Annotated in this window: 18 protein-coding genes and 1 pseudogene; 8 read left to right on the plus strand and 11 right to left on the minus strand. The window is 70.6% G+C overall.

All coding sequences use genetic code 11. The features are described 5' to 3' along the window. Positions 1–631: 631 nt before the first annotated feature. Together ACIBG8_RS47530 and mshB are read right to left on the minus strand one after the other, a co-directional pair. Positions 632–1,093: a DUF6113 family protein gene (locus tag ACIBG8_RS47530; RefSeq protein ID WP_397349923.1), complete on the minus strand. Its 462-nt coding sequence runs from the start codon at positions 1,091–1,093 to the stop codon at positions 632–634. A 92-nt stretch (positions 1,094–1,185) separates the two neighbouring features. Continuing rightward, positions 1,186–2,091, minus strand: a complete 906-nt coding sequence (gene mshB / locus ACIBG8_RS47535; RefSeq protein ID WP_397349924.1) for an N-acetyl-1-D-myo-inositol-2-amino-2-deoxy-alpha-D-glucopyranoside deacetylase — start codon at positions 2,089–2,091, stop codon at positions 1,186–1,188. Between the two features lie 417 nt (positions 2,092–2,508). Here mshB and ACIBG8_RS47540 point away from each other — a divergent pair, with 417 nt between their 5' ends. After that, positions 2,509–4,575 (plus strand): prolyl oligopeptidase family serine peptidase, encoded by a 2,067-nt coding sequence (locus ACIBG8_RS47540; RefSeq protein ID WP_397349925.1) that lies wholly within the window; start codon positions 2,509–2,511, stop codon positions 4,573–4,575. Positions 4,576–4,655: 80 nt separating this feature from the next. Here ACIBG8_RS47540 and ACIBG8_RS47545 read toward each other — a convergent pair whose 3' ends face one another. Genes ACIBG8_RS47545 through ACIBG8_RS47555 form a run of 3 tightly spaced genes read right to left on the minus strand, consistent with a single transcriptional unit; the run spans position 4,656 to position 9,286 of the window. Further along, complete coding sequence (locus tag ACIBG8_RS47545) at positions 4,656–6,413, minus strand: ABC transporter ATP-binding protein (protein WP_397349926.1); 1,758 nt, start codon at positions 6,411–6,413, stop codon at positions 4,656–4,658. Beyond that, positions 6,413–8,095 (minus strand): ABC transporter ATP-binding protein, encoded by a 1,683-nt coding sequence (locus tag ACIBG8_RS47550; protein WP_397349927.1) that lies wholly within the window; start codon positions 8,093–8,095, stop codon positions 6,413–6,415. Before ACIBG8_RS47550 ends, ACIBG8_RS47545 begins: the two co-directional genes overlap by 1 nt. Positions 8,096–8,140: 45 nt before the next feature. Further along, positions 8,141–9,286, minus strand: coding sequence for a nitrate/nitrite transporter (locus tag ACIBG8_RS47555; protein ID WP_397349928.1), 1,146 nt, complete (start codon positions 9,284–9,286; stop codon positions 8,141–8,143). 94 nt (positions 9,287–9,380) lie between these two features. On the opposite strand from ACIBG8_RS47555, the gene ACIBG8_RS47560 reads away from it, so the two are divergent. After that, positions 9,381–10,013 (plus strand): phosphotransferase, encoded by a 633-nt coding sequence (locus ACIBG8_RS47560; RefSeq protein WP_397349930.1) that lies wholly within the window; start codon positions 9,381–9,383, stop codon positions 10,011–10,013. Here the strand turns inward: ACIBG8_RS47560 and ACIBG8_RS47565 are convergent. Both ACIBG8_RS47565 and ACIBG8_RS47570 read right to left on the minus strand, forming a co-directional pair. Continuing rightward, entirely contained in the window at positions 9,997–10,326 is a 330-nt protein-coding gene (locus ACIBG8_RS47565; RefSeq protein WP_397349931.1) for an alpha/beta fold hydrolase, read from the minus strand. The two genes, ACIBG8_RS47560 and ACIBG8_RS47565, sit on opposite strands and share 17 nt — an antisense overlap. After that, positions 10,323–11,471 (minus strand): FAD-binding oxidoreductase, encoded by a 1,149-nt coding sequence (locus ACIBG8_RS47570; protein WP_397349933.1) that lies wholly within the window; start codon positions 11,469–11,471, stop codon positions 10,323–10,325. Before ACIBG8_RS47570 ends, ACIBG8_RS47565 begins: the two co-directional genes overlap by 4 nt. On the opposite strand from ACIBG8_RS47570, the pseudogene ACIBG8_RS47575 reads away from it, so the two are divergent. Beyond that, positions 11,470–11,700: pseudogene (locus ACIBG8_RS47575) on the plus strand (response regulator transcription factor); the annotation flags it as partial. The gene ACIBG8_RS47570 and the pseudogene ACIBG8_RS47575 sit on opposite strands and share 2 nt — an antisense overlap. 2,411 nt (positions 11,701–14,111) lie before the next feature. On the opposite strand, the gene ACIBG8_RS47580 reads toward ACIBG8_RS47575, so the two are convergent. From ACIBG8_RS47580 to ACIBG8_RS47595, 4 genes are all read right to left on the minus strand, one after another. After that, a complete protein-coding gene (locus tag ACIBG8_RS47580) occupies positions 14,112–14,798 on the minus strand; it encodes a carbon-nitrogen hydrolase family protein (RefSeq protein WP_397349934.1) in 687 nt (228 codons plus the stop codon). 7 nt (positions 14,799–14,805) lie between these two features. After that, complete coding sequence (locus ACIBG8_RS47585) at positions 14,806–15,537, minus strand: succinate dehydrogenase/fumarate reductase iron-sulfur subunit (RefSeq protein ID WP_397349935.1); 732 nt, start codon at positions 15,535–15,537, stop codon at positions 14,806–14,808. Positions 15,538–15,625: 88 nt separating this feature from the next. After that, on the minus strand, positions 15,626–17,551 hold the full coding sequence (locus tag ACIBG8_RS47590) for a fumarate reductase/succinate dehydrogenase flavoprotein subunit (RefSeq protein ID WP_397349936.1): 1,926 nt from the start codon (positions 17,549–17,551) through the stop codon (positions 15,626–15,628). Beyond that, positions 17,548–18,309, minus strand: coding sequence for a succinate dehydrogenase cytochrome b subunit (locus tag ACIBG8_RS47595; RefSeq protein WP_397349937.1), 762 nt, complete (start codon positions 18,307–18,309; stop codon positions 17,548–17,550). The genes ACIBG8_RS47590 and ACIBG8_RS47595 overlap by 4 nt, the downstream gene beginning before the upstream one ends. A 143-nt stretch (positions 18,310–18,452) precedes the next feature. On the opposite strand from ACIBG8_RS47595, the gene ACIBG8_RS47600 reads away from it, so the two are divergent. From ACIBG8_RS47600 to ACIBG8_RS47620, 5 genes are all read left to right on the plus strand, one after another. Continuing rightward, positions 18,453–19,388: a LysR family transcriptional regulator gene (locus ACIBG8_RS47600; RefSeq protein WP_397349938.1), complete on the plus strand. Its 936-nt coding sequence runs from the start codon at positions 18,453–18,455 to the stop codon at positions 19,386–19,388. Positions 19,389–19,446: 58 nt separating this feature from the next. Continuing rightward, on the plus strand, positions 19,447–20,556 hold the full coding sequence (locus ACIBG8_RS47605; protein ID WP_397349939.1) for a PP2C family protein-serine/threonine phosphatase: 1,110 nt from the start codon (positions 19,447–19,449) through the stop codon (positions 20,554–20,556). Then, positions 20,553–21,689, plus strand: coding sequence for an ATP-binding protein (locus ACIBG8_RS47610; protein ID WP_397349940.1), 1,137 nt, complete (start codon positions 20,553–20,555; stop codon positions 21,687–21,689). The genes ACIBG8_RS47605 and ACIBG8_RS47610 overlap by 4 nt, the downstream gene beginning before the upstream one ends. Then, positions 21,689–22,138 (plus strand): response regulator, encoded by a 450-nt coding sequence (locus tag ACIBG8_RS47615; protein ID WP_397349941.1) that lies wholly within the window; start codon positions 21,689–21,691, stop codon positions 22,136–22,138. Before ACIBG8_RS47610 ends, ACIBG8_RS47615 begins: the two co-directional genes overlap by 1 nt. 165 nt (positions 22,139–22,303) lie before the next feature. Continuing rightward, on the plus strand, positions 22,304–23,095 hold the full coding sequence (locus ACIBG8_RS47620; protein WP_397349942.1) for a hypothetical protein: 792 nt from the start codon (positions 22,304–22,306) through the stop codon (positions 23,093–23,095). Positions 23,096–23,100 lie beyond the last annotated feature (5 nt).

The raw sequence follows: 23,100 nt of genomic DNA on the forward strand, positions 1-23,100 counted from the left end.
CCCCGCACAACAGGGGGCCGCGGCCGCTCCTTTTTCGGGGCCTGTTGGGAGGCACCTGCGGGACCGAATCCGGCGAGAAGGGCCTGCTCACGGCGGACTTGTCGTGGCGGCCTTGTGGCGGCCTTGTCGTGGCGAGTGTGGCTCCACTCGCGGCGTAGAGGGTCTCGGACGCGAGGGTCTCCGCAGGCGGGGTCCTCCGCGGGCGTAGGCCCCGGGCGCAGGAGCCGGGCGCAGGAGCCGGGCGCAGGAGCCGGGCGCAGGAGCCGGGCGCAGGAGCCGGGCGTAGGGGTCGGGCGTGGGATGCGGCCCTGGGTCTCCGTCCCCGGGCGTGGGATGCGGCCCTGGGTCTCCGTCCCCGGGCGTGGGATGCGGCCCTGGGTCTCCGTCCCCGGGCGTGGACTCCCCGAGGTTAGGGTCCCAGGCGTGGAGACCCTCGTGTGGTGGTGATCTTCGTGACGGGGGGTGCTGGTGGCGGGGGTGTGGGGTTTCCGCTTGGGGAGGGTGGGAGGTCTCGGGGTTCTGCGCGCCGATGTTGCGGCGGGTCGTCGGCGCGCCCGCGTGCTAATGGGGCACAGGCGGTCACGGGCGACGGCGGGTGGGGTGTTGCTGGCGGGAGCCGTACCCCTAAGAGCTACCGGGAAGGGTGGCCGCGGAGGAGCCAGGAGGTGCCGGAGCTCGGGGAGAGGAGGAAGGCGGCGACGATGGCTGCCATCCCGCCGTAAAGGTAGATCACCCCGGCCAGATCGCCCTGAATGACGAGGTCGCCGGCGGCCAGCTTCATCGACAGGACCATCGACACCACCAGCCAGCCGATGGCCAGGCACGTGGCGGCGAGCTTGGTGCGCATCAGGCGTCCGGCGCCCAGGCACAGAACGAACAGGGCGATGACCCAGGCGATGGCGGAGATGGGGACATCTCCGACGTACCAGTCCTGAGAGAAACCGCCGATCACGCCTACGACCATCCCGAGGACGAACAGCATCCCGTAGGCGGCCCCGCCCAGGGCGGCTTCGAGCTGGCTGTTCCTGTGGTGCGCCATTCCCTGGGTGGCGCTGTGGAAGACCCCGCCCGGTGGCATGTCACCCCAGGACATACCGCCGCTATCCGCTGCAGAAGGGCCATCGGGTGCGGGCGTGGGGGAACCGGGTGGGGTGTCCTGGCGGGGTGGTTCCATGGTGGTCGAGGTTAGTGGATGCCCGCGAAAAGATCGTTCTCGCGCACCTGCGGCTCGCCGATGCCTCCTGCTTCCATCGGCGCCCCGACCACGGCAGGCCCGCGAACCCCGTGGTGCAGGATGTAATGCTCCACCCCCATCGCCTCCTGCCCGATGTTGTTCGACAGCGCGAACCACGGGTCGTCAACCGCGATCTGGGTGGCGTGGGCGCGCATGGCGTCGAGCTTCTGCTCCACGTACGGCCGGGCGTCGATCTCCGTCGTCACCACGTCGTCCGAGCAGCCGAACGGCATGTCGTCGACGTCCTCGATCTGGAACTCCACCTCCGCCTCCCGCAGCGCCTCCGCCTGGCGGCGCATCACGGACCTGGGAACGGCTGTGTAGTAGAACTTGGCGATCTGCCACGGTTCGCCGTCGCCGAAGCCGGGGGTGGCGGCGAGCTCGTAGGCGCGCATGGAGACGCGGTGGGCCTGGATGTGGTCGGGGTGACCGTAGAAGCCGTTCTCGTCGTAGGTGACGAGCACCTGGGGACGTAGTTCGCGGATCACCTTGACCAGCTCACCGGCGGCTTCGTCGAGGTCGGCCTGCCAGAAGGCGTTGGGACGGTCGTTGGACGCGACGCCCATCATCCCGGAGTCGCGCCAGCGGCCTGGGGCGCCGAGGAAGCGGTGGTCGGTTACGCCGAGGATCTTGCACGCTTCCGCCAGCTCGCCTATGCGGTGCTGGCCGAGGGTGTCGTCCTGGTCTGCGGCGAGGTGGGCGAGGTCGGGCGGGATGACCTCGCCTTCCTCGCCGAGGGTGCAGGTGACCAGGGTGACCTGGGCCCCTTCGGCGACGTATTTGGCCATGGTGGCGCCGCAGCCGATCGACTCGTCGTCGGGGTGGGCGTGCACGAGCAACAACCGTCGGTCAGACATAGACATGAGGGTATTGCACGGTCTTTCTTGGGGCTTTTGGTGGTACGGCTGGCGCCAGGGGATCGCTACTCGCCGTCGTGGGTTTCCGTGCTCGGGGTCATGGCACTCAGTCGGACGTGGTTGCTCGTCGCTACATCGGCGCGTTGAGCGGCTGGGGCTCCACGCGGGTTGCTTGCCGGGGGCCGCGCGGGGGCTGGTTGCTGGGGGCCGTGCGTGTTGCGCCGGGCTCCACCGCACACCGTCTCGCCGCACCGGCGCTGGGGAGGTGGTGCGCGGGTGGTCGTCTGCTCGACGGCTTCCCTTGGGGTGGGTGTAGCGGCCATCGATGGGCGGGTGGGTGGCTTGGGGAGGGGTGGTGGGCGTTGGGGGGTGGTGGGTTGTGTGGGGCTGTGTGGGCGGGCTGGCAGGATTGGGGGTATGAGTGAGAGCTTCCCGCGACTGCTGGCCAGGACCCGCCGGTTCTCCCTGGGTGTTCCCCGGGGATTCACCATCGCCCCCGATGGCCGCCGTGTCGTCTTCCTGCGTACCCAGTCCGGCACCGACCCCGTCACCTGCCTCTGGGAGCTCGACACCACCAACCACGTCGAACGGCTCGTCGTCGATCCTCGTGCCCTGGATGCCGATGACGAAAATCTGCCGCCTGAGGAAAAGGCTCGCAGGGAGCGGAGTCGGGAGCAGGCGGGTGGGGTGGTGGGCTACACGACGGACTCGGCGGTCAGCAGGGCGGTGTTCGCGCTGTCCGGTGGGCTCTATCTGACAGAGCTGGCTGCTGGAGAGACTCGCAAGATCCCCACTGACCCTGGGGTGATTGATCCGCGTATATCGCCGGACGGGCGGAAGGTTGCTTACGTGCAGGGGGGCAGCCTCCATGTGTACGACCTCGAAACCGACCAGGGCACCACGCTGGCTGAGCCTGAGAGTGACACCGTCACCTACGGTCTCGCCGAGTTCATCGCCTCCGAGGAGATGGACCGCATGCGTGGCTACTGGTGGTCCCCCGACAGCGACCGCCTCCTGGTCGAGCGCGCCGACGAGGCCCCCGTGCAGACCTGGCACATCGCCGACCCGGCCAACCCCGCCAAACCGGCCGCCGACCAGCGCTACCCCGCAGCGGGCACGCCCAACGCGACCACCGAACTGTTCGTCCTCGGCCTGGACGGCAGCAGGACGGCCGTGCCGTACGAGCAGGAATATCTGACCACCGCCGACTGGGACGCCCACGCGCTGTCGATCGTCACCATGTCGCGCGACCAGAAGAGCCTCAAGCTGTTCACCGTCGACCCGGAGACGGGCGCGAGCACGCTGGTCAGGGAGGACACCGACCCAGCGTGGGTGGACGTCTTCACGGGCGTCCCCGGCCACCTCGACGACGGCTCGCTCGTCTGGATCGCGGCGGAGAACCACGGCTACCGGCTGATCGTCGGCGACACCCCGGTCACCCCGCCCACGCTGCAGGTGCGCGACGTGCTCGACGTGGACGGCGACACCGTGCTGTTCAGGGCGAGCGGCGACCCCACCGAGATCCAGCTCTGGACCTGGGACGGCACCTCGCTCATGCCCGTCTCCACCCAGTCAGGCGTCTACTCCGGCCGCCTCAGGGGCGGCGTCGGCGTGCTGACCGAGCAGAGCCTGGAGAAGGAGGGCGTCTCCACCACGGTCGTCCTGCCGAGCGGCATGACCATCCCGATCCCGTCGCGGGCCGAACGTCCCGGCCTCGACCTGCGGGTCTCGGTCGGCCGCGCGGGCACCCGCGACCTGTCGACGGCCGTGGTCTTCCCGTCGTGGCACGAGCAGGGCTCGCGGAAGCTGCCCGTCCTCATGGACCCGTACGGCGGGCCGCACGGCCAGCTCGTCCAGCAGCGTTATGGGGCGTACCTGACCAGCCAGTGGTTCGCCGAGCAGGGCTTCGCGGTGATCGTCGCCGACGGCCGCGGCACCCCTGGGCGAGGCCCGGACTTCGACCGCGCCGTGCTCAACGACCTGGCCGACCCGCCGCTGGAGGACCAGATCGACGCGCTCCAGGGGGTGGCTCAGCAATATCCGGACGACCTCGACCTGTCCAAGGTGGCCATCCGCGGCTGGTCGTTCGGCGGGTTCCTGGCGGCGCTGGCCGTGCTGCGCCGTCCGGACGTGTTCCACGCGGCGGTGGCCGGGGCGCCGGTGACCGACTGGCGGCTGTACGACACGTGCTACACCGAGCGGTATCTCGGGCACCCGGACGAGCAGCCCGAGGTCTATGACCAGTCGTCGCTGTTCGCCGACGCGGCGAAGCTGGAGCGGCCGCTGCTGCTCATCCACGGGCTCGCGGACGACAACGTGGTGGCGGCGCACACCCTGCGGCTGAGCTCGGCGCTGCTCGCCGCCGGGCGGCCGCACAGCGTGCTGCCGCTGTCGGGGGTGACGCACATGACGCCGCAGGAGGTCGTGGCGGAGAACCTGCTGCTCCTCCAGGTGGACTTCCTGAAGAAGTCCCTGGGCCTGTAAGCCCAAAACCCCTACGACCCTTGAGGTAAGGACCTCAAGGGTCGTAGGGGCCCTCAGGGACTCCAAAGCCCCGAACGGGGTCAGCGGGAGGTCGAGGTCGGGGTGCCGTGCCAGCTCGACCACAGGGCGGCGTAGGAGCCCCCGGCCGCGACCAGCTCGTCGTGCGACCCCAGCTCGCTGATCCGCCCGTCCTCCACGACCGCGACCCGGTCCGCGTCGTGCGCCGTGTAGAGGCGGTGCGCGATCGCGATGACCGTACGCCCCTCAAGGACGGCAGCCAGCGACCGCTCCAGGTTGCGCGCCGCCCGAGGGTCGATCAGCGAGGTCGCCTCGTCGAGCACCAGCGTGTGCGGGTCGGCCAGCACCAACCGCGCCAACGCCAACTGCTGCGCCTGAGCGGGCGAGACCGCCTCCCCGCCCGACCCCACCACGGTCGAGAGACCCAACGGCAGCGCCGTGATCCACTCCAGCGCGTCCACCGCCGCCAACGCCTTCGACACGTCGTCAGCCGATGCGGAAGGCCGAGCGATCAGCACGTTCTCCAGCACGGTCCCGCGGAAGATGTGATGCTCCTGCGTCACCAGCGCCACATGCCCGCGCAACGCGTCCAGAGGCAGGTCGACCAGCGGAACCCCGCCCACGGTCACCTCTCCGGTGCGCGGCCCGTGGATGCCCGCCAGCAGCCGCCCGAGCGTCGACTTCCCGGCCCCCGACGGCCCGACCATGGCCAGCCGCTCCCCCGGCGCGACCCTCAGCGACACGTCGTGCAGCACGTCACGCCCCTCCCGGTAGGCGAACCGCACGCCGGAGACCGCGAGCTCCTCCCCGGACGGCACGGCCGTACCCGGAGTGCGGTCGTCGGGCACGTTGGCCACGCCCAGCAGGCGCGCCATCGCCGCCCCGCCGACCTGCAGTTCGTCGATCCACATGAGGAACCGGTCGAGCGGGTCCACGAGCTGCTGCGCGTAGAGCGTGGCGGCGACGACCTGCGCGATCGCCACCCAGCCGTTGATGTAGAACAGCCCACCGGCCAGCAGCGTCGCCGTGATCGGGATGACGTAGCCCAGCTCGACGGCCGGGAACCAGCGCGTGCGCAGCCCGAGGGTGTAACGCTCGGCCGCCCACGAGCCGCCGATGTCGCCGTCGGTGCGGGCGTGCCGCCGCGACTGCAGCCCCAGGGCCTCGATGGTCCTGGCGCCCTCGACGGTCTCGGCGAGCCCTTCTGTCATCTCGGAGTAGGCGGCGTTCTCCCGCAGGTACCCGTCGCGGGCGCGCTTGAGGTACCAGCGGGTCGAGATCCACAGGATCGGCGCGGCCAGCAGCATGGGAGCCGCGAGCAGCGGCCCGACGAGCAGCAGCGCGCCCACGCTGATGGTGAACGTGACGACCGCGATCAGCGTCTCGGGTACGGCGTGCCGTACGGTCCGCGACAGGGAGTCGACGTCGCGGGAGGTCCTGGTGATCAGGTCGCCGGAACCGGCCCGCTCGATCGTGGACAGCGGCAGCCCGAGCACCCGGTCGACGAACTCCTCGCGCAGCTCGGCGAGCACCTTCTCGCCCAGCCGCGCCGAGGCGAGCACGGCATAACGCACGAGTACGGCCTGCAGCACCAGGAACGCCCCGATGCCCAGCGCCACGAGCGGCACGTTCACCGCCACGTGGTTCTGCACGTTCGCGACCAGGTCCCCCAGCAGGCGGGGTACGGCCAGCCCCGTCGCGGCGGCCAGGCCGTGCAGGGCCAGGGCCACGGTGAGCTCGCGGGGGTACTTCAGCGTCAGCCGGCGCGCGTAAGCACGCACCTGGGCCTCGTCGGCCACCGGCAGGATCTCTTTCGCCATCAGTCCTCCCCTCTGGTCACGGTCGCCCGGTATCCGGGCTCGAAGTCGAGCAGGTCCCGGTGCGTGCCTTCCGCGCACACCTTGCCCTGGTCGACGTAGACGACGTGCTCGGCGCGGTCGAGCACGAGCGGGCTGGTCGTGCAGATCAGCGTGGTCCGCCCGGACCGCGCCTTGGCCAGCCGTTCCGCGATGCGCGCCTCGCTGTGGGCGTCGACGGCGCTGGTCGGCTCGACCAGGATGAGCACCTCCGGGTCGGTGACGAGCGCCCTGGCCAGCCGCAGCCGCTGCTGCTGCCCGCCGGAGAACTCGCGCCCCGCCTCTGCCACCCAGGCGTCGAGCCCTTCGGGCAGCGACTCGACGATGTCCTCAGCACAGGCGGCGTGGAGCGCGGGGTCGAGATCGGTGCCAGTGCCGCGCACGTCCAGCTCGTCGCGCAGCTTGCCGGTGAACAGCCGCGCGTTGTTGTCCGCCACCAGGATGCGCGAGCGCACCTCGGCGACGGGCAGGTCGCCCAGCGGAACATCGCCGAAGGTCACGTCGCCCTCGGCGTAGAGGCCGAGCCGGTCGGCGATCGCGATGGCCTCGTCCGGCGAGGTGGCCGCGATCGCGGTGAGCGCGCCCGGCTGCAGCGTGACCCCGCTGTAGGCGTCGCGCAGCACGCCGCCCGGCGACGTGGCGGTGCCGCCGGTGATCTCCGGCTGGATCGACAGGATGCGGACGACCCGCTTGGCCGCGACGTGGCCCTTGGTCAGCTTGTCCGCCGCCTCGGTGAGCGTGCGGAGCGGGCCGATCAGGAAGACCGCGTAGCCGTAGAAGGCGACGAGCTGCCCGGTGGTGATCTGGCCGCCGATCGCGAAGGAGGCGCCGAGCCCGGTGACGGCCGCGATGAGCAGGCCGGGCAGCAGGATCTGCGCGCCTTCGAGGAGCGACTCGACCCCGGCGACGCGCACCCCGGCGTGCCGTACGCGCTGGGACTCCTCGCGGTAGCGGTCGGCGAACACCTGCTCGCCGCCGATGCCGCGCAGGACCCGCAGGCCCGCCACGATGTCCGCGGCCCGCGTGGACAGGTCGCCCTGCAGGTCGCGGTGGGCGTGCTGGCGCTTGTGCAGCGGCTTGAGCAGCGGCCCGACGGCCACGGCCATGACCGGGACGCCGACGAGCACCATCAGGCCGAGCGGCAGCGAGGTGGCGATCAGGATCCACGTCACCAGGGCGATCGCGAAGACCGCTCCGGTGCCGCGCAGCAGGATGTCCATGGAGTTGCCGATGTGCGCGATGTCGGAGTTGCCGACGCTGACCACCTCGCCGGTCGACAGCCGCTTGGGCAGCGTCGCGCCCAGCTTCGTGGCGTGGCGGGTGGTCACCTGGACCGTGCGGTAGGCGGCGGCCAGCCAGTTGTAGACGGCCATGCGGTGGCGCATGATCCCGGCGTAGGCCTGGATCAGCCCGAGCGCGAGCAGCGCGCCCGACCAGATCAGGAGGGAGCGGGTGTCCTTGCCGGTGACGGCGTCGATGCCCTTGCCGAGCACCGCCGGGACGAGCGCCTGCCCGAGCCACCAGACGATCGCGAAGCCGATGCCCGTCGTCAGGGCACGCGACTGACTGCGCGCGTTCCACCACAGGTAGCGAAGGGGACCGCGCGCATCCGGAGTGCCAGGGTCGGCCTGGGGGAGAGAGCGCATAGAACGTCAAGAGTGACAAGCGACGCGCTGACCAGGCAAACCATTTTAGGAGCGGAAGGCGCGGGCCGTGTAGAGCAGGGCGGCACCCGCGGTCAGGGCCAGCAGCAGGTAGCCGATCGTGTAGGCGCCGGTCGCGGTGTAGACGGCGCCCATGACGAGCGGCGGGAAGTAGCCGCCCAGCCCGCCCGCCGCGCCGACCAGGCCGGTGACCGTACCGACCCTGGACGGTTCGACGACCTTGGCGACCAGCGCGAAGACGCCGCCCGTCCCGAGGCCGAGGAAGAACGCCATGGCCACGAAGCTGACCCCGGCCGCGACCTCCAGCGGCGGGTTGAAGCTCAGCACGATCGCCATGAGGACGGTGCCCGCGAACGAGGTCAGCAGCACCCGCACCGGGCCGACCCGGTCGGACAGGATGCCGCCGAGCGGCCTGGCGACCACGGCCGCGATCGAGAACCCGGCGGTCCGCATGCCCGCCTCGGTCTGGGCGAACGCGTACACGTTCTGCAGCAACGTCGGCAGGTAGGTGGAGAACGCCACGAACCCCCCGAAGGCCACCGCGTAGAGGAACGCGCACTGCCAGGTCGCCTTGATCTTCATCGCCTCGCGCATACGCGGCAGCGCCGGAGCCGTCGACGGCTGCCACGAAGGCGCGTTCTTGCTGGCCACCAGCATGATCACGCCCATGGCCGCCAGCGCGACCGCCATCAGCACGTGCGTGGCCGACCGCCCGAGCGCCTCGACCAGGCGCGGGGTGAAGAAGGCCGACAGCGCCGTGCCGCCCATGCCCGCGCCGAACACGCCAGTGGCGAAACCGCGCCTGGCCGGTTCGTACCAGGCGTTGACGAACGGCACGCCGACCGCGAACGACGTGCCGCCGATGCCGAGCACGAACCCCCAGAACAGCAGCGAGCCGTACGAGGACGACCAGCCGACGAACAGCACGGGCACGATCGTGGCGAAGCAGATGACGGCGAACATCAGCCTGCCGCCGAACTTGTCGGCGAGCACGCCCACCGGGATCCTGCCGAGCGACCCGACCAGCACCGGGATGGCCACCAGCATCGAGGTCTGCGTCGGCGACAGGTGCAGCAGCTTGCTGTAACTGCCGGACAGCGGACCGATCAGGTTCCACGCCCAGAACGTGATCGCGAAGGCGGCGGTGGCGAGCACCAGGTTTCGCGACTGCATATCACCCTGTGTAACAGATCGTCACATAATGCGATGAAGCCGGGGGGCATGAGTGGGCGACCGGGGGTGCCCGACTGCGGCAAGATAGCTCCCCATGGGGCACCTGCGGCACGGCTACACCAACAGCACGATCGGTGACGGCTTCTTTGTCGTGAAGTGTTACGAGGGCCCCGGCGCCGAGGCCAGGCTCAAGACCGAGCGCACGATGTTGCGCCGCTACAAGGGCAGGCTGCCGGTGCCCGCGCTGGTCAGGGAGAGCGGCTCCAGCCTGACCACCAGGTTCGTCACCGGCGAGCACGGCCAGGACCTGATCGAGGAGGGCCGCGCAGCCGAGGTGCTGGCCGCCTGCGGGCGGCTGCTGCAGCGCATCCAGTCGATGCCGGCGCGCAGCGGGAAGGTGCTGGTGCACGGCGACTTCGGGCCGCAGAACCTGCTCCTGGAGCCGGAGACGCTGCTCGACTGGGAGTGGGCGCACCTGGGCGATCCGGTGGAGGATCTGGCGTGGTGCGAGTGGATCGTCAGGACCCATCATCCCGAGCACGTTGCGGCTCTGCCGTACCTCTTCGAGGCCTATGGCGGCGAGGTGCCCGCTTGGGCTGACCGTCAGGCGGCGATGCTGGCCAGGTGCGAGGAGCTGGCCGACTTCTGCGGCAGGTGGGAGCCGGGCGGTCCCGGCGAGAAGGAGTGGCGGGCCAGGATCGAGGCCACGGCTAGCTGGGCAGCGTGACCAGCCGGGTGATGCACGGCAGCGCCCGCGCCGCCGCGCTCGCCAGCTCGGCGGCCGAAGGCAGGGCCACGACGCAGGCCCTGCCCCCGGCCAGCTCGATGAGCGCCTCCAGGTCCTCGACCTCGCGGGCCAGGCAGTAGGGGGCGATGTTCCCGCTGCCGCCGCAGCCCCTGCGGTCGTAGCGGTAGACGGTGAAGCGGGTGGCGAGCAGCGTCGCCAGTGGCTCGGACTCGCCGACCAGGACGATCGGCGGCCCGTCGCCGAGCCGTTCGAACGCGATCGTGGTCCCGTCGTAGGAGGTCAGCGTGTTCATCGGGGGCCGAACATCCCGCTCGGGTCGTAGGCGCGCTTCACCTCGGCCAGGCGGCGGAAGTTGTCGGCGGTGAAAGCCGTGTGGATCCTGGACGGGTCGGCCAGGAAGTTGAGGAACGTGGCGCCGACGCCGCGTGGCATGTCCTCGGTGGCCTCGTTGACGATGACGGAGTAGGGAACCGAGCGGTGTCCGGCGGGTCCGCCCGGATTGGCCATGGCGCCGCCCCAGTGCCTGATCTCCACGGTCGCCCTGGAGCCGGTGCGCATGAGCGCCTCGTCGGGCAGGTCGTGGTAGAAGTCCAGGTAGCGCGCGGGGGTGCCGCCCATGGCCGCGTCCGCGTACTCCATCGTGGTCAGGCCGGGGCCGACGAGCTTCTCCGCCTCGGCCGCGCCGCCCGCGTAGAGCACCTTCATCCACACCGAGTCCGGCGTGATCATCAGCGCGGTGGACAGGGCGTCGGGGGCGTTCTCGGTCAGCCTGCGGTAGGTGGCCAGCGCGGTCTCCCTGTCCAGGGTGATGACCCCGGCCTGGACCTCGCGCACCGGGTAGAGGCGGAACTCCAGCGAGGTGACGATGCCGAAGCCGCCACCGCCGCCGCGCAGCGCCCAGAACAGGTCGGCGTTCTCCTCCTCGCTCGCCCGGACCTGCCTGCCGTCCGCCAGGACGACCTGGGCGCTCAGCACGCTGTCCGCGGCGAAGCCGTACCGGCGCGAGAGCCAGCCGACGCCGCCGCCCAGGGTGAAGCCGGTGACGCCGACGTCGCGGGAGGAGCCGGACAGCGGGGCCAGGCCGTACTTCCTGGCCTCGTCGAGCACCCGGCCCCAGCGGGCGCCTGGGCCGACCGTGGCGGTGCGGCGCAGGGGGTCGACGCGCACCGAGTCCATACAGGTGGTGCGCAGCAGGATGCCCTCGGCCGCGGTGTGGGTGCCGTGGCCGGTGGCCTGGACGGCCAGCGCCAGCCCGCAGTCGGCGGCGGCCAGGACGGCGGTGCGGACGTCGGCCGCGCCGGCCGCCTCGATCACCATCACGGGGTGCGCGTCGACCGCGGGGTTGAGCGAGCCGCGCCGCTCGTCGTAGCCGGTCTCGCCGGGCAGGTGGACGGTTCCGCCGCTGAGGCGGGGCAGGTTCATCAGGTGGTTGCTCATGACTCAAGGCTGGCCTGACCAGCCTGTACGGACATCCGTGGTCGCCACGGATTCACCACTGATTGACTACGATGTCCGGGTGGTGTCGGAACGGGAAGCGCAGGTCCTCGAGGCGCTCGGCGCCCATCTCACGAACGCCGAGATCGCCAGGAAGTTCCACATCTCGGTGCGGACGGTGGAGAGCCACGTCTCGTCCCTGCTGCGCAAGTACGGCGTGCCCGACCGCCGCGCCCTCGCGGGGCTGGCGGCGGACGCCCCTCCCGCGCCCGGCGACCTGGTGGGCGTCCCGGCGGCCAGGACCACCTTCGTCGGCCGCGCCGAGGAGCGCGCGGCGATCGAGGCGGCCTTCGAGAGCTCCCGGCTGGTGACCCTGCTCGGGCCCGGCGGCGTCGGCAAGACCAGGCTGGCAGCCACCGCCGCCCCCTCCCTGGGGTACGGCGGGGCCTTCGTGGACCTCGTACCGGTCCGCGACGGGTTCGTGGCCCAGGCGGTGGCAGCCGTGCTGGGCGTGACGGAGCGGGCGGCTCAGCCCCTGGAGTCGGCCATCGTGGAGCGGCTCGGCAGGGACCGGGTGCTCCTCGTCCTGGACAACTGCGAGCACGTGCTCGACGCCGTCGCCGGGTTCGCCGACCGCGTCCTTTCCGCCTGCCCGGGGACCAGGATCCTGGTGACCAGCCGCGAGCGGCTGGCCGTACCCGGTGAGCGGGTCGTGCCCGTGTCTCCCCTGCCGCTGTCCTCGGACGCCGAGGCGCTGTTCCTGGATCGGGCGACCGCCGCCGACCCCGCGTTCTCGGCGCCTGACGAGGTGCTCGTCGCCCTGTGCGCCAGGCTCGACGGGATGCCGCTGGCCATCGAGCTGGCCGCGGCACGCAGCGCCACGCTGGGCGCCGACGGGCTGCTGAGCGCGCTCGACGACTCCCTGCGGCTGCTGGCCGGCGGCAGGGGCGGCGACGAGCGGCACCGCTCGCTGCGCGCCGTGCTCGGCTGGAGCCACGACCTGCTCGACGCCGAGGAGCAGGCGCTGTTCCGCCGCCTCGGGATGTTCGTCGGCACCTTCGACCTCGACGCCGTCACCGCCGTGGCCGCCGACGGCGACCGGATGGCGGCCATCGACGTGCTCGGCAGGCTGGTGGACAAGAGCCTGGTGGCCTACCGCGGCAGGTGGCGGCTGCTGGAGACGGTCCGCGCCTTCGCCCTCGACCAGCTGGAGGCCTCCGGCGAGGCGCCCGAGGTGCGCGAGCGCTACGTGCGCTGGGCGAACGACACGGCCGCCGCGATGACGGACGGCTTCGACGCCGTGGGCGACGACCTGCGCGCCGCCCTGGCGCTCGCGCCCTCGCACGGGCTGGCCCGCTCCCTGGCCGTGCTGACCTACCGGCGCAGGTTCGTGATGGAGTCCATCGACCACTACCGGCAGGCGGCCGCGCTCGCGCCGGACCCGGCGGAGTCGGCGCAGGACTACCGCAAGGCCGCGGCGTGCGCGCTGGCGATCGCCCAGGCCGGGGTGTCCTTCGAGCTCTACGAGGCGGCTGCCGAGCAGGCGCGGCTGGCCGGTGACGGCGACATGGTCGCGATCTCGCTGTCCGCAGCCGTCACCACCGCGACCCGGCATCGGGGCTTCGGCATGGGAGAGCCCGTGCCGTACGCGAAGCTGGCGTCGATGGTCGACGAGGCCAGGGCCGCGGGCGACCAGGACGACGCCACGGTGGCCGCCTACGTGGCCGTCGCGGCCGCCTGGAACGCGGCCTGCGCGGTCGTCACGCCCGACCCCGCGTTCGCGCTGGCGGCGGTCGAGGCGGCGCGCGCCGCCGGTGACGACGTGCTGATCAGCTGCGCCCTCGACGCGGTCCTGTCGGCCGAGGCCTCGGCTGGACGGCTGGCCGAGGCGTACCGGCTGGCCGGGGAACGCTTCGCCCTGCTGCGCTGCTTCGACAGGGACGAGCCGCGCGCCGGGATCGAGATCGTCGACGCCTTCCACACGTCCTCGACGTACGCGATGGCCGTCGGCGACCTGCCTGAGGCGGTCTCGGTGTCCACCATGGTCCAGCGCGACGACCTCGTCGGGAGCAACCCGGCGCTGGCGACGAGCAAGCTGGTGCCACCGCTGGTGCTGACCGGCGACTTCGACGAGGCTCTCCGCTACGCCGCCATGACCTGGAACCACAAGGAGCGGGCCGAGCGGTGGATGGCCCCGACCGCGTGCGCCGCCGCGCTGGCCTACGGGCTGCTCGGCGACCAGGAGCTGTCCGCCTCGTGGCGCGAGCGCGCCGACGCGATCTTCGCCCCTGGCGGCCTGGCGGCCATGCCCAACATGGCGCCCATGGCGGCCTTCACCGACGCCCGCGTCGCCCTGCAGAACGGGTCGTTCGAGAACGCGGCCGAGCTGGTGGAGCGGGCCTTCGCCGACTTCCTGCCCGGGTGGTTCGTCAGATACGCCCGGCCCGCCGGGGCCGAGCTGGCCATCGCCGCCGGGCTGCCCGACGCGGCGGAACGGCTGGCCGCCGCTCTTCCCGACGGCGAGGACAACCTGTGGGCGGCGGCGTGCCTGTCCCGCTGCCGCGGCAGGCTGTACGGCGACGCGGCGGAGCTCCGCGCCTCCGCCGAGGCGTTCGACCGCATCGGCGCGACGTTCGAGCGCGACTACACGCTCAGCGTGGCCACCGCGATCGCGCCAGGCTCGGTCCCCACCTCGGCGGCGACGGATCCGTCCGGCGCCCAGATCGCCGACCGCCCGGCCGCGACGTCGAACCCGCCGCCCGTCGACCCGGCGTAGCTCGCGGTCACCACCCACACGCCGTGGTCGGCGATGACCCGCTGGGCCCGCTCGACCTGCACGTGCGCCCGGTCGTCCGTCTCCAGAACGCTCGCCACGTAGGCGTCGATGCCCAGCGCGGCCGTGGCGGCCGCGTGCTCGGGGAAGCGGGTGTCCCGGCAGATGGCCAGCCCGAGCCGCCGGCCGTCCACCTCCAGCACGCCTGGCTTGTCGCCGTTGACGAACCGCAGGCCCTCGGTGCCGTCGTCCACGTACATCTTGCGGTAGACCACCCTGGCGCCCTCGCCGTCCACGGCCAGCGTCCCGATGCAGGGCCCCTCGACGGGCGCCCCGGCCAGGGCGACGGCCCCCGTCTCCGCGCACGCCTCCACCAGCGGCCCCAGCCGGGGATCCGCCGGATCCAGCACGGGGGCGTCGAGCTCGTACCCGGTCAGGGAGAGCTCGGGGAACACCACCACCCTGGCCCCCGACCGTCTCACCGCCTCGGCGTGCGTGACGGCGTTGGCCGCCACGTCGTAGGCGACGATCAGGGGCTGGGCGGCGGCAATGCGCATGAGGGACCTATGCCTTCAGGTAGTCCGCATTCATCCGGGCGATCGTATCGAGCGGGATTCCCTTGGGGCACACCGCGGTGCACTCGCCGGTGTTGGTGCAGCCGCCGAAGCCCTCGGCGTCCATCTGGTCCACCATCGACTTGGCCCGCGCGAGCCGTTCCGGCTGGCCCTGCGGCAGCAGCGACAGGTGGGTGATCTTCGCGGCGGTGAACAGCGAGGCCGAGCCGTTCGGGCAGGCGGCCACGCACGCGCCGCAGCCGATGCAGGTGGCGGCGTCGAACGCGTCGTCGGCGTCCTCCTTGCGCACCGGCACGCTGTGCGCGTCGGGGGCGGAGCCGGCCGGGACGGAGACGAAGCCGCCGGCCTGGATGATGCGGTCGAAGGCGCTGCGGTCGACGACCAGGTCCTTCACCACCGGGAACGGCGCCGCGCGCCAGGGCTCGATGGTGACGGTCGCGCCGTCCTCGAAGTGGCGCATGTGGAGCTGGCAGGTGGTGGTGGCCACCTGCTCGCCGTGGGCGACGCCGTTGATGACCATGCCGCACATGCCGCAGATGCCCTCGCGGCAGTCGTGGTCGAAGGCGATCGGGTCGTCGCCGGCGAGGATCAGGCCCTCGTTGACGACGTCGAGCATCTCCAGGAACGACATGTCCGGCGAGACGTCCTTGGCCAGATATTTCACCATCTTGCCGGGAACGTCGGGACCGCTCTGCCGCCAGACCTTGAGTGTCAGGTTCATGCCCGGGGCTCCTTCGCTGCGCTCAGTCGCCCAAAAACCCGGGCATGAACGATGTTCACGTGTCTGTTGGTTCGCTCGCTACGCTCACTCACTTGTAGCTCCGCTGGCTCATCTTGACGTAGTCGTACTCGAGCGGTTCCTTGTGCAGCACGGGCTCGCGGTCCGGGGTCCACTCCCAGGCGGACACGTGCGCGAAGTGCTCGTCGTCGCGCAGCGCCTCGCCCTCGGCGTCCTGCGACTCGGCGCGGAAGTGCCCGCCGCACGACTCGGTACGCACCAGGGCGTCCAGGCACATGAGCTCGGCCAGGTCGAAGAAGTCGGCGACCCGCCCGGCCTTCTCCAGCGTCTGGTTGAGCTCCTCCGCCTCGCCGGAGACCTTGACGTTGCGCCAGAACTCCTCGCGCAGCGACGGGATGAGCTCCAGGGCCTTGCGCAGCGACTCCTCGGTGCGCTCCATGCCGCAGTAGTCCCACATGATCTTGCCGAGCTCCCGGTGGAAGGAGTCCGGGGTGCGGGTGCCGTTGACCGACAGCAGCCTGTCGATCTTCTGCCTGACCTTGATCTCGGCCTCGGCGATCGCCTCGTCGTCGACCTCGCCGTACGGGCCGTTGGCCAGGTAGTCGCCGATCGTCGTCGGAAGCACGAAATATCCGTCGGCGAGGCCCTGCATCAGCGCCGAGGCGCCCAGGCGGTTGGCGCCGTGGTCGGAGAAGTTCGCCTCACCCACGACGAACAGGCCGGGGATCGTGGACTGCAGGTCGTAGTCCACCCACAGGCCGCCCATCGTGTAGTGCACGGCGGGGTAGATGCGCATCGGCTGGGTGTAGGGGTCCTCGCCGGTGATGCGCTCGTACATCTCGAAGAGGTTGCCGTACTTCGCTGCGACGGCGTCGCGGCCGAGGCGGCCGATCGCGTCGCGGAAGTCCAGGTAGACGCCCAGCCCGCCGGGGCCGACGCCGCGGCCCTCGTCGCAGACGTTCTTGGCGGCGCGCGAGGCGATGTCGCGCGGGACCAGGTTCCCGAAGGCCGGGTAGATGCGCTCCAGGTAGTAGTCGCGCTCCTCGTCGGGGATGTCGCCGGGCGCGCGGTCGTCGCCGCCCTTGACCGGCACCCAGACGCGGCCGTCGTTGCGCAGCGACTCCGACATCAGCGTCAGCTTCGACTGGTACTCGCCGGAGACCGGGATGCAGGTCGGGTGGATCTGCGTGTAGCAGGGGTTGGCGAAGTACGCGCCGCGCTCGTGCGCGCGCCAGATCGCCGTGGTGTTGCAGCCCTTGGCGTTCGTGGACAGGAAGAACACGTTGCCGTAGCCGCCGGAGGCGAGGACGACGGCGTCCGCCAGGTGCCGCTCGATCTCGCCGGTGACCATGTCGCGCACGATGATGCCGCGGGCCCTGCCGTCCGAGACGATGAGGTCGAGCATCTCGTGGCGGGTGAACATCTCCACGGTCCCGGCCTTGATCTGCCGCTCCAGCGCCTGGTAGGCGCCCAGGAGGAGCTGCTGGCCCGTCTGGCCGCGGGCGTAGAAGGTGCGCGAGACCTGCGCGCCGCCGAAGGAGCGGGTGTCGAGCAGGCCACCGTACTCGCGGGCGAACGGCACGCCCTGCGCGACGGCCTGGTCGATGATGTTCACCGAGACCTGCGCCAGGCGGTAGACGTTCGACTCGCGGGCGCGGAAGTCGCCGCCCTTGACCGTGTCGTAGAACAGCCGGTAGATCGAGTCGCCGTCGCCTCGGTAGTTCTTGGCCGCGTTGATGCCGCCCTGCGCCGCGATCGAGTGCGCGCGCCTGGGTGAGTCCTGGTAGCAGAAGGACTTGACGTTGTAGCCCAGCTCGCCCAGGGTCGCGGCGGCCGAGCCGCCGGCCAGGCCGGTGCCGACCACGATGACGTTGAGCTTGCGCTTGTTGGCCGGGTTGACCAGCTTGGCGCTGAACTTCCGCTTCTCCCAGCGCTCCTCGATCGGGCCTTCTGGAGCCTTGCCGTCGCGGATCTCCGCGCCCTCTGAGTACTTCACTTGCCGAATCCGATCATGATGGCGATGGGCGGGGCCAGGAAGCCGAGGACCAGCACGGCAGAGACGCCGCCCGCGATGAGCTTGAGCAGCTTCTGGCGGCCCTTGGCCCAGCCGAGCGTCTGGAAGCCGCTCCAGAGGCCGTGCCGCAGGTGCAGGCCGACCATGATCAGGGCGATCACGTAGATGAGCGTGACCCACCAGCGCTCGGGCTGGAACCCGGCGATCATGCGGTCGGCCGGCGAGGAGTCGAAGCCCTTGGGGTTGACGACGCCGAAGGTGAGGTCGAGCAGGTGCCAGACGAGGTAGAGCGCGATCGTCACGCCGCCCCAGCGCATGATGTGGGTGGTGTACCCCTGCGCCTGCGACTTCTTCGCGACGTACTTCACCGGGCGGGCCCGGCCCGCGCGGCGCGCGAGCGAGATGGCGGCCCACATGTGCAGGACGACGCTCGCGACGAGGATGGCCTCGAGGACGGTCAGCACCGTCCGGTAGGGCACGAAGGGCTCCAGCAGCGTGCGCAGCCAGTGCGCGTACTCGTTGAACGACTCGTTGCCGAAGAAGATCTTGAGGTTGCCGAGCATGTGCAGGGCAAGGAAACCCACCATGATGGCGCCCGTGACGGCCATCACGACCTTCTTGCCGTTCGAGGAGCCCAGGAACCCGCCGGTCCTCTTGGGCGTTGGTGCCTTGACGGGGGCACTCTTCTGGCGGGAGGTCACCGGCGCGGTGGCGGCTCCGCGCTCAATCGTGGCTGTCACGTCTTCCGACGGTAGATATCCCGTCTTCATCCGTCCAAGTCATCACCGCTCTGGTTTCCATAGCCATAGGCTATTAACCTAGATTTGTACGGCTATCGCGGTTGATCGGGGCCGCTCCGTGCGATCAAAATCACAGGACCTCCATGCAGTTGCAGCAGCTCGCCTACTTCGTCGCGGTCGCGGAGACCAGGCACTTCACCCAGGCGGCCGAGCGGATGCGGGTCGCGCAGCCGTCCCTCAGCAAGCAGATCAAGGCTCTGGAGACCGAGCTCGGCGCGCCGCTGTTCTCCAGGGCGCGCGGCAACGTGACGCTGACCCCGGCGGGCGAGGCGCTGCTCCCCCTGGCGCGCCGGATGCTCGCCGACGCCGACACGGCCCGCCAGGAGGTGGCCGAGCTCGCCGGGCTGCGCAGGGGCCGCGTACGACTGGGCGCGACGCCGTCGCTCTGCGCCGGGCTGCTGGCCGACGCGCTCGCCCGCTTCCACCGCGACTACCCGGGCATCGAGCTGCTGGTCGAGGAGGGCGGCTCGCGCGATCTGGTGCGTACGCTGGCGCGCGGCCAGCTCGACCTGTCACTGATCATCCTGCCGCTGCAGAGCGACGACCCGTCGCTGGTGACCGAGGAGATCCTGCGGGAGAACCTCGTGGTGGTCTCGCCGTCGCACGAGCGGCCGCGCAAGCCGTACCTCAGGATCGAGGACCTGCGTGGGCGGCCGATGGTGATGTTCCGCCGCGGCTACGACCTGCGCGAGGCCACGCTCACCGCGTGCAGGCAGGCCGGGTTCGAGCCGCGCTTCGCCGTCGAGGGCGGCGAGATGGACGCGGTCCTGCGCTTCGTGGAGGCGGGGCTGGGCGTGGCCGTGGTGCCCTCGATGGTGCTGGACGGCAGGCCGGGCCTCGCCGGCACCCCGCTGGCCCCTCCGGGCCTGCGCAGGTCCATCGCGCTCGCCCACCGCAAGGACGTCGAACCGACCCGGGCGGCCCAGGCGTTCCGGGCGACACTGCTGTTCTTCCTGGCCGAAGCCGCGCACGAGGCGACTCTCCCGCAGGGGGTTGAGCTGATCGTCCCTTACGTGTAGACAATGGGGCTCGATACGTCCTAACCCCAAGAGGTCACGTGTGACGGCGACTCTGTCTGTGACGTTGACACTGCTCCTCATCGAGGACGACGACGGCGACGCCTTCATCGTCCAGGACCTGCTGGAGCAGGCTGAAGCGCCGCCCAAGGTGACCAGGGCGCGCAACCTCGCCGAGGCCAGGGCCAAGCTCAACGCCGACATCCAGATCGTGCTGTGCGACCTGTCGATGCCCGACGCGTCCGGCCTGGAGGCGCCCGAGCTGGTGGTGGAGCTGGCGCCGCAGGCGGCCGTGCTGGTCCTGACCGGCAACAGGGACGTGCGCGCCGGCGTCGCGGCCGTCCAGGCGGGAGCTCAGGACTACCTGGTCAAGCAGGACATCACCGCGCCCCTCCTGGCCAGGTCCATCAGGTACGCCATGGAGCGCAAGCGGGCCGACCTGGCCCACCACCGGCTCATCGAGGCCGACCTGCTCGCCCAGGAGAACTCCCGCCTGGAGCACGGGCTGCTGCCCGTCGCGCTCTTACGCACCCAGGCGCTGGAGCACACCACCCGCTACCTGCCAGGCAGGCAGCAGACGCTGCTCGCCGGGGACTTCTTCGACACCGTGGAGGCGCCGGACGGCTCCATCCACGTGGTCGTGGGCGACGTGTGCGGGCACGGCCCGGACGAGGCCGCCCTGGGGGTCGCGATGCGGATCGCCTGGCGGACCCTGGTGCTGGCCGGGCACACCGGCGACGACCTGCTGCGTACCCTGGACGCGCTCCTGCGGGTGGAGCGTAAGGCTCCGGAGATCTTCACCACGCTGTGCATCGCCACCATCACCCCGGACCTGCAGCGGGCGCTGATGCGGGTGGTCGGCCACCCACCGCCGCTGATCGTGCGCGACGGGGTGGTCGAGACGGTGCCCGACGCGCCCTCCGGGCCGCCGCTGGGCATCTTTCCCGACGAGGAGTGGCGGACTATCGAGGTCCAGCTCGGGCAGGACTGGTCCATGCTGCTCTACACGGACGGCCTGATAGAGGCGACGGTGGACGGGCACGAACTGGGCGCTGACGGACTGGTCGAGCTGGTCAGGGAACACGGCTCGATCGACCTGGACCACCTGATCGGCCACGTCGACTCCTTCACCGACGACCTCGCCGCCGTGTTGATCAGGAGGAGACCGTGAATCTCAGCCCCCTGCCACCGGCCAAGGAGCCGCAGGGGCTCGGGCGGCTGCCCGTGGCCCGGTGGTTCGTCCTGGCGGGGGTCGCGACCACCGTGGCGTTCCTGATCGCGGCGGGCATCTCGCTCGCGATGATCATCCAGATCGGCAACCTGACCCCGCGTCCCGAGGTCGCGGAGCAGGTGAACCGGCTGGGCTACGCGCTCGGCGCGGTCTTGGCCGTTGTGGTGCTGGGCGGGGTCGGGTTGTGGCTGATCATCCGCTACGCCGTACTCCGCCCGATCGGGCAGCTGGCCGCCCAGGTGAACGCTGTGGCGGCGGGCGACTTCGACCGTCCGCTGGGCGTGGACCGTCCTGCCGAGCTCGCCGAGCTGTCCAGCCACATCGACTCCATGCGCCGGCGCATCGTCAGCAGCATGCGCTCGGCCGAGGACCAGGCCGACGAGCTGCGCAGGTCGAACGGCGAGCTGGAGCAGTTCGCCTACGTCGCCAGCCACGACCTCCAGGAGCCGCTGCGCAAGGTCGCCAGCTTCACCCAGATGCTGGAGCAGAGGTACGGTGACCAGCTCGACGAGCGCGCCAAGCAGTACATCGCCTACGCCGTCGACGGCGCCAAGCGCATGCAGGCGCTGATCAACGACCTGCTCGACTTCTCCAGGGTCGGCCGGATCACCGGCGAGCGATCGGTGACCAACTCGGGCGAGGCGCTGCGCGCGGCCCTGCTGAACCTGTCCGCGGCCGTCGAGGACACCGGCGCGGTGGTCACCTGGGACGACCTGCCGGTCGTCATCGGCAACAAGCTGCAGCTCACCCAGCTGTTCCAGAACCTGATCGAGAACTCGGTGAAGTTCCGCTCCGACCTGCCGCCGCGCATCCACATCGGCGCCAAGCGGGTGGGCGAGATGTGGGAGCTGAGCTGCTCGGACAACGGCATCGGGGTGGCGGGCAAGTACGCCGACCGCATCTTCCTGATCTTCCAGCGCCTGCACGCCCGCGACGTGTATCCCGGCACCGGCATCGGCCTGGCCCTCTGCAGGAAGATCGTCGAGTACCACGGCGGCCTGCTGTGGCTGGACGCCGAGGCCGAGGGTCCTGGGGCGACGTTCCGCTGGACCCTTCCCGCTGGAGACTCCTGATGAACGACTGGCGCCCGATCGAGGTCCTCCTGGTCGAGGACGACAAGGGTGACATCTTGCTCACCCGCGAGGCCTTCGACCTGAACAAGGTCAAGAACCGGCTGCACGTGGTGTGCGACGGCGAGCAGGCGATGGCGTTCCTGCGGCAGGAGGGCGAGTACGCGGAGGCGCCGCGTCCGGACTTGATCCTTCTCGACCTGAACCTCCCAAGAATGGATGGAATGGAGGTATTACAGGAGGTCAAGGCGGATTCTTCGCTTCTGAGCATTCCGGTGGTCATTCTGACCACGTCGGAGGCCGAGGAGGACATCCTTCGCAGCTACCACCTGCACGCCAATGCATATGTCTCGAAACCTGTGGATTTCGAGCAATTCATCCGGATTGTCCGGCAAATTGATGATTTCTTCGTCAGCGTGGTCCGGCTGCCGCGTCTCGACAGGCGGACGTGACAGGAATCACAGCTGGTCAACGAAAAAGTGAGTGACCCTTCTCACACAATGGGATGCCGTCGTCGTAACGTATCCCCCACCAACGCGCCAGAACCGAGCGCCCAGCGAACGACCCGGACCCATCGGATGAGATCAGAGGGTCCGCGGGAGGTGGAGAGGTCCGCAATGACCCAGACGACCCCGGAGAGCCCCGTCAGGAGACAGCGCGCCCAGATCACGGTGCGCACGCTCCGTACGGATAGATGGTGGCTGGCCCCGCTGCTGACATTCCTGGGGCTCAGCTCGTTCCTTGTTTATGGCGTATGGGCGATCTTCAATAGCTATTACTACGTGCCGTCGGCCGAGTACATCGCCCCGTTCTCCTCGCCCTGCCTGGCGACGTCCTGTCCCGAGGGGGCGCGCTTCCTCGGCCTGGCCCCCTTCGGCGACTGGTACACCCTGCCGCCCGGCCTGCTCATCCTCGGGCTGCCCGGCGGGTTCCGGCTGACCTGCTACTACTACCGCAAGTCCTACTACCGCTCCTTCTGGCTGTCGCCGCCCGCGTGCGCGGTGCAGGAGCCGCACGGCAAGTACACCGGCGAGACGCGCTTCCCGCTGATCATGCAGAACATCCACCGCTACTTCTTCTACGCGGCGATCGTCATCGGCCTCATCCTGGCCTACGACGCCGTCCTGGCGCTGATCCACAAGCCGCTCGGACTCGGCACCTGGATCCTGATCGTCAACGCGGTGCTGATCAACCTGTACTCGGCGTCGTGCCACTCCTGCCGCCACATCACGGCGGGACGGCTCAACCACTTCTCGCGGCACCCGGTGCGCTACAAGGCCTGGACGATCGTCTCCAAGCTGAACGCCAAGCACCAGCCGCTGGCCTGGGCGTCGATGTTCTCGGTCATGATCGCCGACCTGTACGTCCGGCTGGTCGCCATGGACGTCATCACCTTCTCGTTCGCATAAGGATC

The organism is Nonomuraea sp. NPDC050556 (assembly GCF_044457355.1).
Lineage (GTDB): Bacteria > Actinomycetota > Actinomycetes > Streptosporangiales > Streptosporangiaceae > Nonomuraea.